Raw genomic sequence first — 10,952 nt, 5'->3', positions numbered from 1 at the left:
AAGTTTGTTGTCTGTTGTTCCTTGTTTAAGGGTACTTATTGTATAAAACGCATTTTTCAGGTTCGAAAAACATCCGAAACAAAACAAATGTTAATCTACTTTTTTGACCTCAAAAAGGGACTTTTTCGCCTTTTTTGAGTGTTTTCCGCAATTATGACCGTCCTCTTTGCCATTGCGACCGTGCTAATGTGTAGTGCACTCGGCACCTCGCGAAGATTAGCACGGTCGTAATGGCGATTATGACCGTCCTAATTGAAAAGAGGACCGTTTTCAGGGCAAAAAAGCACCTGAATTTCCTTGGGATATTTGGAACGCCGTCCGTTTTATTTTCAAATATTCGATTCTCCGGGAGTTAAGCTTTATCACATTGTCGGCGTTTCTGGTTTTCGGTAATCAAATTGCATACTTTTCGAAATGGACTGCGCACCTCGTTTTTCCTATTGTCAGAAAGAGGAGCTTAAACCGCAAAAAAAGTCAATCCAAAATCGATCAAGATTTCAGACGAAATAGAAAAACGGCAAAAAAGGGGGTTATTGTAATATTCATCAGATTTGCAGGAGGTTCAAAACTTGACAGAACTGAACCATCCCGTTCCCGCGCTCCGACGCGGGATCGCAAAGGAACAGGTTTTAACCTAAACTGGTAAATGATGATTTATGGGTCTGTAGAGATGCATGCCTGTATATCTCTACTCGTGCCGCAGGCTATTTTGCGATCCCGCGTCGGAGCGCGGGAACGAGGTAGCTCATTATTTCTTAAAACGTAACCTACGTTAAGAAAAGCAGTAAGGGCATATAATCTTTTAGCTCCGTGCGGAGTATTTTCAACGACTGGCAGATGCGATAGGCGATTGTTTTGGAGGAGACACCGGTGCGTTCAGCTATTTCGTTGTAGGTAAGATGGTGGAAACGGTTCAGTTCGAATGCTTCCCTGTAGTCTTCCGGGAGCTCCCGGATCGCTTTGGTTACCAAAGCGATCAGTTCACCTTCAACGTAAAAGTCGGGGTCTTCGAACTGGTCTTTGAATTTGTCGTACAGCTTTTCCCGGACCTGTTGTTTGATTTGATTGTGAGTGATATTATTCAGGCAACGGTTCTTGACCATGGTGAAGAGCAGGGATTTCAGGGACATCTCCGGATTCAGGAGGATGCGGTTCTCCCATAGCCACATCATTACGTCCTGCACGATTTCCTCATATTCGGATACATATTGGGACGCAAAGGCACAAAGTCCTCTGTAATATTGCTTATAAACAGTGTCGAACGTTTGTTCGTCACCGGCGTTTAGTTTATGTATAGTTTCTTCGTTATTGCAGGTCACAAGGTGTTTTTCTTGCAAACTTAACGAATTATTTTGAATAAGTAATGAAACTTATTCAAAATAGGGGGCTCTGGTCATGCTTTCTTTCCCTGGTTGGCTACTGCCTCCATCAGTTTTTTGATCTCTTCCGGATCGCCGAGGAAATAATCGTTCGCAAGATTCAGGTTGTCGTCAAACTCGAATACGTAAGGTACGGCAGTCGGCAGGTTGAGATGTACGATCTCATTGTCCGGGATATTCTTCAGATACTTGATGATCCCGCGCAGGCTGTTTCCGTGGGCTGCGACCAGAATCTCGTCGGAGGTTTCGAGGGAAGGGAAGATCACCTCTTTCCAGTAAGGCAAAATTCGCTCCACCGTGTCTTTGAGCGATTCGGTGCGGGGCAGTTCGTTGTCGGGTACATCTTTATAACGGAGTTCAAAGCGCGGGTTGCGCGGATCGTCTTCTTTCAGCGGATTAGGGGCGATGTCGTAGCTCCTTCGCCAGATCAGGACCTGTTCGTCACCGTATTTCTCGGCCGTTTCGCTTTTGTTCAATCCCTGCAACGAACCATAATGCTTCTCGTTCAACCTCCAACTTTTTTCTACCGGAATCCAGTCCAGGTCCATCCGGTCGAGGACGCAATCGAGGGTTTTGACGGCGCGTTTCAGATAGGAAGTGTAGGCTTTGTCGAACCTGAAACCTTTTTCTTTCAGCAGGTCGCCGGCTTTTGTAGCCTCTTGTATGCCTTTTTCGGTCAGATCTACATCTGTCCATCCTGTAAAACGGTTTTCTTTGTTCCAAACGCTTTCGCCGTGGCGGAGTAATACTATTTTTTTCATATTCTTTCTGTTTATAACTGATTGATTTTAAGTATAACAAATGAGGCGGAGGAAAAGATTTTACAAATTCCCGAAAAATAAATGCATTTTCGTTTAGTACATCTTTTCGCTGGATTGTATTAGTTATAGAAACAGAAAAAAAAGATGACGATAGACGAAAACATATTAATCAAGTATCTGGACGGGGTTCAAACCGAAAGCGAACAGGCCGGGGTGGAAGCATGGCTGGCAGAGTCGCCCGAAAATGAAAAGGTACTGGAGCAGTTGTATTTTACACTGCAAGTGACGGATCGCCTGCATGTCATGCAATCCGTAGATCCGGAAATGGCGTTGGTTCGTTTTAAATCGAAAGTACGTAAGCAAAATAAAAAAGTTAGGTTGTATAGGAGTTTGTCTTTATTACAAAAAGTGGCTGCGGTGTTATTCATTCCGGTATTGATCATGTCTGCATATTTGTTTATGCAGCTGGGAAATGAAAGGGTGCGCATGGTCGAAGTGCGCACCAACCCCGGAGTGGTTTCCCGTTTTGAATTGCCCGACGGGACAAAGGTCTGGCTGAATGCAGGAAGTACATTGAACTATCCGCAAAAGTTCCGGGCAGAAAACCGGCAGGTGGAGCTGACAGGACAAGGCTATTTCGAGGTGACGAAAAATCCTGAAAAACCTTTTATCGTAAAAGTCAATCCAGCTTATTCGGTAGAGGTGTTGGGGACGACGTTTAATGTGTCGGCTTACCGGGACGACGAAACAATCGGGACAACATTGGTGGAAGGTTCTGTAAAGCTGAATATCGGCCAGAAAAACGGCAAGGTGATTTCGCAACTTCTGAAGCCGGACGAAAAAGCCGAATTTATGAAGTCGACCTGCAAACTGAATATCTCTTCCGTTAATACGGATTACGATACGGCCTGGATAAACGGGGAGATTATCTTCCGCAATCATTCGATGCGACAGGTTTTGAAAATGTTAGGTCGACATTATAACGTGAAGTTCGATGTGAAAGATGATGAGGTCCTGAACTCGATTATCACGGCACGTTTCAAAGACGAACAGTTACCACAGGTAATGGAATATCTCAAACTCGCTTCCGGTATCTCCTATAAGATAAAGAAGCCGGTGATGAATGATGACAGCACCTTGCAGATATCCGTAATCGAAATATCAAAATAAGAAATAGAGAGTGTATAACCATTTAAATCGTCTGCCCATGAAGAAATAAAAGAAGGTAAAAAAACATACGGAAGAATGTTGACGCATTCCCCCGCATGAAAAGTCGAAAAAGCTGTTGACGCAGCTCATAAATAACTTTATTATAAATAATAAGCATCACAAAAATATGAATAAAATTGTAACCTTAGAAATTCTAGGGAAGGAAAGTTTCAATCTTTTCCGAAAAATACCAGTAGTTATGAGATTAAGTGTAGTCTTTCTTTTTTTAAGTCTCGGCATTGCAGTCGCAAATAATTCGTATGCCCAGAATACTACTTTGTCATTGGATATGTCGAACAGTACGATCGCCAACGTGCTGGAGGCAGTAGAAAACCAGACGGATTTCTCCTTTATATATGATGCAAACGTTGTCAATATAAACAAGAAAGTTTCTGTCAGTGTAAACGAAAAGAATATCTTCGACGTCCTGAACAAGATGTTCGGAAACAGTGATATCGCCTATACAGTCGTAAATAAGAAAATCATCCTGAACAAGAAAGAGGCGATAGACCTTATGCAACAGCAGGGCAAGCGGGTAACGGGCGTGGTTGTCGACAAAAACAATGAGCCGGTGATCGGAGCCAATATCCTGGTGAAGGGTACGACAAACGGAACTATCACGGATGTGGACGGCAATTATACACTTGACAATGTCCCGGCCGACGCCATATTGGTGTATTCCTATATCGGGTTTGACTCGCAGGAACTGAAGTATGACGGACAAGCGACTATTAACGTAACATTGTCGGAAGACACACAGAAGCTGGACGAAGTAGTCGTGACGGCTATGGGTATCAAAAAGAAAGCTGCTTCCCTGACCTATTCGAGCCAGCAGGTGGGAGGAGACGAGCTGACACGTGCCAAAGACCCGAACATGATCACTGCGTTGGCCGGTAAGACTGCCGGTGTACAGATCAACAAGAACTCTTCCGGTCTGGGCGGTTCGGCAAAGGTTTCCATCCGTGGTGTCCGTTCAGCCAATGCAGACGCAAGCAACCAGCCTTTATATGTGATCGACGGTGTTCCGATGTTGAACTCGATCAGCGAGCAGGCTTCTTCTGCTATGGGAGGTACGAACAACGCCGGTAACCGTGACTCCGGTGACGGTATATCCAACCTGAACCCGGATGATATCGAGAGTATGAGTATTCTGAAGGGAGCCTCTGCCGCTGCTCTTTACGGTTCGCAGGCAGCCAACGGCGTGATCCTGATCACGACAAAGAAAGGGAAAGCCGGCTTGCAGCGCGTCACTTTCTCTTCCAACTTCACAGTCGATCATGCAATCAGCCTGCCTGAGTTCCAGAACGAATATGGTCGTAAGGATAACCTGAGCTGGGGCGAAAAAGGCAATCTGAAAGATTATGACAATGCCGGCGATTTCTTCCAGAATGGCGTGACGGCAATCAACTCTTTGTCCCTGACGAGAGGTAACGATAAATTGCAGACTTATTTCTCTTATGCCAATACAAGTGCGAGCGGTGTTGTCGAAAAGAACAAGCTGCAGAAGCATAACCTGAATTTCCGCGAAACGGCGCAGTTCTTCGATGACCGCTTGAATATCGATGCAAATGTCAATTTGATGACGCAGTCAATCAAGAACCGTCCGACTTCCGGCGGTTATTACATGAACCCGTTGGTCGGCTTGTACGGATTCCCGCGTGGCGAAGATATCACACCGTATAAGGACGGTTACGAAACAAACGATTTCGGACGGAATATGCCGATACAGAACTGGTACACGGATATCACCAGCTTCGAACAGAACCCGTATTGGTTGGTAAACCGTGTGACAAGCCGTGACAAACGTTACCGTGCATTGGCTTCGCTGACGGCTGCATTGACCGTTACAGATTGGTTGAAGATACAGGCCCGTGGTAATGTCGACTATACCAATGACAAGTTCCAGCAGAAGATGTATGCAACGACATCCGTCGATCTTGCCGGTACGAACGGACGCTATATCGACCTGAACCATACGGAAATGCTGCTCTACGGAGACGTGATGGCCATGGTCAACAAGAAATGGAACGACTGGTCGCTGAACGCCGCTTTAGGTTCCAGTATCAACAGTACGCGTGTCGACGAATTGCGCCTGGATTCCAAAACCGCTTCCCTCTATTATCCGAATGTGTTTACGGTTGCGAATATCAATATGAATACATCGGCTGCCTGTGATGAAATCATCAACCAGCGCCGTACGCTCCAGTCTATATTTGCAACGGCACAGGTCGGTTGGAAAGAAAGCCTCTATCTGGACGTGACGGCCCGTAATGACTGGTCTTCCACACTGGCGTTCACCAAGCATAAGAACAAAGGTTTCTTCTACCCGTCTGTCGGTTTGTCATGGATTATGAACAATACGCTCGATATGCCGGAATGGATCAACTTCGGCAAGTTGAGAGGTTCGTGGTCAAAAGTCGGTAACGATATACCTTTATACGTAAGTAACCCTGTCGACATGATCGGCGCGGGCGGTAAGATCATTGTGAACGAGGCTGCCGCTTTCGACAACCTGAAACCCGAATTGAGTACGTCTTGGGAAGTCGGTACGGAATGGAAGTTCTTCAACTATCGTTTGGATCTGGACTTCACTTATTATAGAACCAATACCAAGAACCAGTTGCTGAAAATGCCGTCGTTTGCCGGTTCACCTTATAAATATTACTATGTGAACGCCGGTAACATCCAGAATGAAGGTGTTGAACTGACATTGGGAGTTACTCCGGTCATGACGAACGATTTCCGTTGGAAAACATCTTTCAACTTCTCTACCAATAAGAATAAAGTGGTTAAACTGCATCCTGAACTGAAATCGTTCGCTTATGGAGACGAGGGCTTTAGCATGATGTATATGATGCGTATCAAAGAAGGCGGCTCGCTGGGCGATCTCTATGGAAATGCTTTCGAGCGTGATGAGGCCGGTAAGATCGTTTATGATGAAAACAATTTGCCGAACGTAATTACCGGTAATAATGTGAAGATCGGTAATTCGAATCCGGATGCTTTACTGGGATGGAGCAATACTTTTACCTATAAGGATTTCTCTTTATATTTCCTGATCGATTGTCGTTTTGGTGGCGATGTATTGTCTGTAACACAGGCTGACCTGGATTCCAAAGGTGTGTCGCAGGCAACTGCCGATGCCCGTAGAGCCGGTTTTGTGGATCTGGAAGGCACACATATAGGAAAAGAAAACATAGAGGCGTTCTATAGCCGTGTCGGCGGACGTAACGGATGTTCCGAATACTATATGTACGATGCGACAAACGTTCGCTTGCGTGAGTTGTCTTTGGGTTATACGTTCCCGAGGAAACTGATGGAAAAATCAAAAGTATTCCAGGAAGCTCAGCTTTCATTCGTAGCCCGCAACCTGTTCTTCTTCTACAAAGACGCTCCGTTTGATCCGGATGCCAGCTTGTCGAGCGGTAACGGTTGCCAGGGTGTGGATGTATTCGGTATGCCGACTACCCGGAGTTTAGGTTTTAATCTGAAGGTTTCATTCTAAAAAAAGAGTATCATGAAAAGTAAATTCAACAAATATATAGCAGCATTCTTTGTCGCAGGAGTGGCGGGCTTGATGGCTTGCACGGAAGATTTCGAATCGCAGAACACAAAAACAAACGGTTTTACCGAAGATCTTCAATCGTATGATTATATGTATTATACTTTGCCGATCACGGTTGTTGAGCAGGGTATCTATTTCAACTATGACTGGGGTGGCGGTAAGAACTGGCCTTTCCAGACCATGCAGAATTTGGAAGCGGATATGTTTTCCGGTTATTTCCATGATATGAACGGTAGTTTCAATAGCAATAACTCCACGTATCATTTGAATGACGGCTGGACATCTTCTAATTGGACATACACTTACGGATATATAATGACTGCCGCCAAGAATGCGGAACGGAGAAATGCCGACAAGCCGGAATTTCTGGGTGTGACAAAAATCCTGAAAGTGGAATTGATGCATCGTATTGCCGATATCTACGGACCGCTGATTTATACGAACTATGGTGAAAGTACCGGTTCCGAACCGGATGATATGAAGACTGCGTATTATGCATTCTTTACGGATTTGGACGAGGCTTTGACGGCAATCCGTACGTATGTGGCGGCTAATCCGAAGACAAATCTGTTTGCCAAATCGGACTTTTTGACGCCGAATAAGACATACGGCGACTGGATCAAGTTTGCGAACTCTCTGCGTTTGCGTTTAGCCATGCGTTTGTCTAATGTAGACCCGTCGAAAGCTGCTGAAGAGGCAAAGAAAGCTTTATCGGATGAAGGCGGCGTGCTTGAAGCGCCGACAGACGTAATTGCTGTAAACGCTTCGACGAGCGGATTCACCAATCCGTTGGGAGAAATTAATAAGGGATGGCACGAAGTATTTATGAATGCAAGTATGGAGTCTTTTTTGGTGGGCTATGACGATCCGCGTATCTCTAAGTATTTTACTCCGGCTGCGGGTGGTTCCGAAGGCGCTTTGTTCAATATCGCCGGAACTTATAAGGGTGTCCGCCAGGGGACGGGGGTTACGCATAATAAATACAAAGACCATTCACCCAGTACGGTTGCCCAGAATACGGATGCGATTCTGCTGACAGCCGCCGAAGTCTGGTTCCTGCGTGCCGAAGCCGCTTTGCGTGGCTATATATCCGGGGATGCGGGTGAATACTATAAGAAAGGTGTTGAAACTTCTTTTGCACAGTGGGGCGCCGGCAGTGCTGCCGAATATCTGGAAAGTGAAAAAACACCTGCAGATTATAAAGACGCATTCGACGCGAAGTTTGATGCAAAGGCTGAATCGACAGTGACTCCCAAATGGGATAATGCCCTTTCCAACGAACAGAAACTGGAAAAGATCATTACACAGAAATGGCTGGCCATTTATCCGGAAGGTTGTGAAGCCTGGACGGAACAACGGCGTACCGGATATCCGAAACTGTTTAAGGTCGCAGTCAATAACAGTGGTGGATCGATCGATACGGATATCATGATCCGTCGTCTGTTCTATCCGCAGGCGCTGATCAGTGATAATCCGACTCAATACGGACAATTGACTCAGGCATTGGGTGGCCCGGATACAGGTGGTACACGTCTGTGGTGGGATACCGGCCGGAACTTTTAAGAATTGATAAGAGGGTGTTTTTGACACCCTCTTTTTGTTATTATAAAAAATATACTATCTTTACGCCCGAAAATTCTATAAAACAGTTGTGTATGTCGTTAAAGCGCTTCGGAGTTTCATTGGAAGATAACCTGCTGGAATCGTTGGACCGGTATGTGAGCGAAAATGGCTTTGCCAATCGTTCGCAAGCGATCCGTTTCCTGGTGGAGAAGAATGTCGCTGAGCAGAAATGGCAATGCAATCATATCGTGGCAGGTACGATTATTATCATGTACGACCAGGTAAAGAAGGAGATTGCTTCCCGGATTGCCGATATACAACAGAATTACCAGGACGTGATCCTGTCCTCTTCCCAATATTACATCAATCGTAACTTTTGTCTGCACATCGCGACCGTGATGGGCACGGCTAATCGTTTGACTGAACTGTCCGACCGGTTGACAACGATAAAGGGAATCAAACATGGTAAACTGGTTATGAGCCGGGCGGATTAGATATATTTTTTGCCTGTCGCGTAACACGATTTGTGAAAGATGTGCTACTTTTGCGGTGTTGTTATTTGAATTTTAATAGTCAACTTGAATATATGAAAAAAGAAGTTTTACTTATTTCCGGGTTAATGCTCAGTTCTTTAGCCTTTGCTGCCGATCCGGCGGCAATCGACAGCTTGATCAACTTGCAGGGGGTTGTGATTTCGGCCAATAGGGTGCAGGTGAATCGTAGTAGCGTGCCGTTGACTATCTCGGTAATCGACCGGGATCAGATAGAGGCAAGCAGCGAATCGGCTTTGTTGCCGGTGTTGTCCGAACGTGTGCCGGGCTTGTTTGTGACGGAAAAAGGGATCACGGGATTCGGGGTTTCTTCCGGTTCGGCAGGTACGGTGAATATTCGTGGAGTCGGACAGGGGAATAAAGTCCTGATGTTGTTTGACGGACAGCCGCAATGGGCGGGTGTCTTCGGCCATTCGTTGCCTGATACTTATGTGGCTTCCGATGTCGAAAGAGTAGAGGTGATCCGGGGTCCGGGCTCTTTGTTGTATGGCTCCAATGCGATGGGAGGGGTTGTCAATATTATCACCCGCCAACACAGGCAGGAAGGCCGCCGTACACAGGCGCGTGTTATGATGGGGTCGTATAATACACAGAAATATATGATCAATAATGGCTATAACGTCGGCAACTTCAGCAGTTTTATCTCGCTGAACCATGATCGTACGGATGGCCACCGGGCCGACTCCAAGTTCGATATTACAAATGGTTTTTTGAATCTGGGATATAAGATCGACGACCATTATAAAGTAACGGGTGATTTAAGCTTAGCCAAATATAATACGGAAGATCCGGGTACGATCACCAGTCCGCTGTTGGATCATGTGATGCACATTCTTCGTGGTACCACCTCTTTTGCTTTGGAGAACCATCATGAGAAGTCAAGCGGCGCTCTGCGTGTTTTCTATAACTGGGGCCACCATAAAATCAACGACGGACATGCGCCAAATGCAGATCCCCGTTCGTTCCTTTTCTATTCGGACGACCATAATACGGGAATCCAGTTGTACCAGTCTTTCCGACTGGTAGAGGGAAATACATTCACAGCTGGTGTCGATTATAAGAACTGGGGCGGACATGCCTGGAACGATACGATCAAAGGTGCGATTGGAGAGGTGGTCGATAAGTCGGTCCATGAAGTGGCCGGTTATGCAATCATGCAGCAGGATTTGTTTGATATCCTGAGCCTGAATGCCGGTGTGCGCTACGAGCATAGCAGCGCTTATGGCGGCGAATGGGTTCCGCAGGCCGGTTTTGCGCTTCGCCCGTTCGAAGGAAACACGATCAAAGGTTCCTTTTCGAAAGGATACAGAAGCCCGACACTACGTGAGTTGTATATCTCTTATCTGCCTTATTCAAAGGCAAACCCTGATCTGAAACCGGAAAGTATGTTGAGCTATGAGCTATCGATCGGGCAGCGCCTTTTGGATAATCGTTTGCATGCGGAACTGACAGCCTTTTATATTGAAGGGAAAGATATGATCTCGGTGGTAGACCGCCAGATGTCGAATATCGGACACTTTTATAATAAAGGGATCGAGTTTGAGACCGGCTATCAGATATTGAATAATCTGAGCCTGGATATGAACTACAGTTATCTGTATATGAATAAGGATATCGTGGCAGCTCCGGCCCATAAGTTTTTTGCCGGTGCTACTTATATGCCCGGACGGTTTACTCTTAATCTGAGTGTGCAGTCTATTTTCGATTTGTACACGAATGTGGGAAGCAAGCCGGAAGACAACCGCAAAGAAGATTATACGGTTTTGAATGCCCGCGCTTCCTATCGTTTCGGTACACGCGACAAGGGGTTGAATCTCTTTGTTAAGGGGGAGAATCTGACTGCCACCCGCTATACTATTAATGACGGTTACCCAATGCCTAAAGCAACCTTTATGGGTGGAATAGATGTTACTTTCTAAAACAT

Annotated in this window: 7 protein-coding genes; 5 read left to right on the top strand and 2 right to left on the bottom strand. The window is 45.8% G+C overall.

What is annotated here, in order from left to right; genetic code table 11:
* Nucleotides 1-767 precede the first annotated feature (767 nt).
* Both DWW90_RS12755 and gpmA read right to left on the bottom strand, forming a co-directional pair.
* A complete protein-coding gene (locus tag DWW90_RS12755; protein ID WP_115501149.1) occupies nucleotides 768-1,319 on the bottom strand; it encodes an RNA polymerase sigma-70 factor in 552 nt (183 codons plus the stop codon).
* Nucleotides 1,320-1,393: 74 nt separating this feature from the next.
* Entirely contained in the window at nucleotides 1,394-2,140 is a 747-nt protein-coding gene (gene gpmA, locus DWW90_RS12750; RefSeq protein ID WP_122345250.1) for a 2,3-diphosphoglycerate-dependent phosphoglycerate mutase, read from the bottom strand.
* Between the two features lie 144 nt (nucleotides 2,141-2,284).
* Here gpmA and DWW90_RS12745 point away from each other — a divergent pair, with 144 nt between their 5' ends.
* The 5 genes from DWW90_RS12745 (at nucleotide 2,285) to DWW90_RS12725 (ending at nucleotide 10,947) form a co-directional block, all read left to right on the top strand.
* Nucleotides 2,285-3,310: a FecR family protein gene (locus tag DWW90_RS12745; RefSeq protein WP_115501147.1), complete on the top strand. Its 1,026-nt coding sequence runs from the start codon at nucleotides 2,285-2,287 to the stop codon at nucleotides 3,308-3,310.
* Between the two features lie 238 nt (nucleotides 3,311-3,548).
* The gene (locus tag DWW90_RS12740; RefSeq protein WP_199662198.1) at nucleotides 3,549-6,854 is read left to right on the top strand and encodes a TonB-dependent receptor; all 3,306 of its coding nucleotides are present in this window, start codon (nucleotides 3,549-3,551) and stop codon (nucleotides 6,852-6,854) included.
* A 12-nt stretch (nucleotides 6,855-6,866) separates the two neighbouring features.
* Nucleotides 6,867-8,477, top strand: a complete 1,611-nt coding sequence (locus DWW90_RS12735; RefSeq protein WP_122345248.1) for a SusD/RagB family nutrient-binding outer membrane lipoprotein — start codon at nucleotides 6,867-6,869, stop codon at nucleotides 8,475-8,477.
* A gap of 92 nt (nucleotides 8,478-8,569) precedes the next feature.
* Complete coding sequence (gene nikR / locus DWW90_RS12730) at nucleotides 8,570-8,971, top strand: nickel-responsive transcriptional regulator NikR (RefSeq protein ID WP_115501144.1); 402 nt, start codon at nucleotides 8,570-8,572, stop codon at nucleotides 8,969-8,971.
* A gap of 92 nt (nucleotides 8,972-9,063) precedes the next feature.
* On the top strand, nucleotides 9,064-10,947 hold the full coding sequence (locus tag DWW90_RS12725; protein ID WP_122333389.1) for a TonB-dependent siderophore receptor: 1,884 nt from the start codon (nucleotides 9,064-9,066) through the stop codon (nucleotides 10,945-10,947).
* Nucleotides 10,948-10,952: the final 5 nt, after the last annotated feature.

The organism is Parabacteroides sp. AF17-28 (assembly GCF_003479205.1).
Taxonomy (GTDB): Bacteria; Bacteroidota; Bacteroidia; order Bacteroidales; family Tannerellaceae; genus Parabacteroides; species Parabacteroides acidifaciens.
The sequence above is the reverse complement of the archived record's forward strand: the minus strand, read 5'-3'. Positions and strand labels throughout refer to the sequence as shown.

Bases quoted from the DNA above. Each gene is read 5' to 3' on its own strand.
- DWW90_RS12745 (WP_115501147.1), top strand. From the start codon at position 2,285: ATGACGATAGACGAAAACATATTAATCAAGTATCTGGACGGGGTTCAA.
- DWW90_RS12735 (WP_122345248.1), top strand. From the start codon at position 6,867: ATGAAAAGTAAATTCAACAAATATATAGCAGCATTCTTTGTCGCAGGA.
- DWW90_RS12725 (WP_122333389.1), top strand. From the start codon at position 9,064: ATGAAAAAAGAAGTTTTACTTATTTCCGGGTTAATGCTCAGTTCTTTA.
- DWW90_RS12740 (WP_199662198.1), top strand. From the start codon at position 3,549: ATGAGATTAAGTGTAGTCTTTCTTTTTTTAAGTCTCGGCATTGCAGTC.
- gpmA (WP_122345250.1), bottom strand. From the start codon at position 2,140: ATGAAAAAAATAGTATTACTCCGCCACGGCGAAAGCGTTTGGAACAAA.
- nikR (WP_115501144.1), top strand. From the start codon at position 8,570: ATGTCGTTAAAGCGCTTCGGAGTTTCATTGGAAGATAACCTGCTGGAA.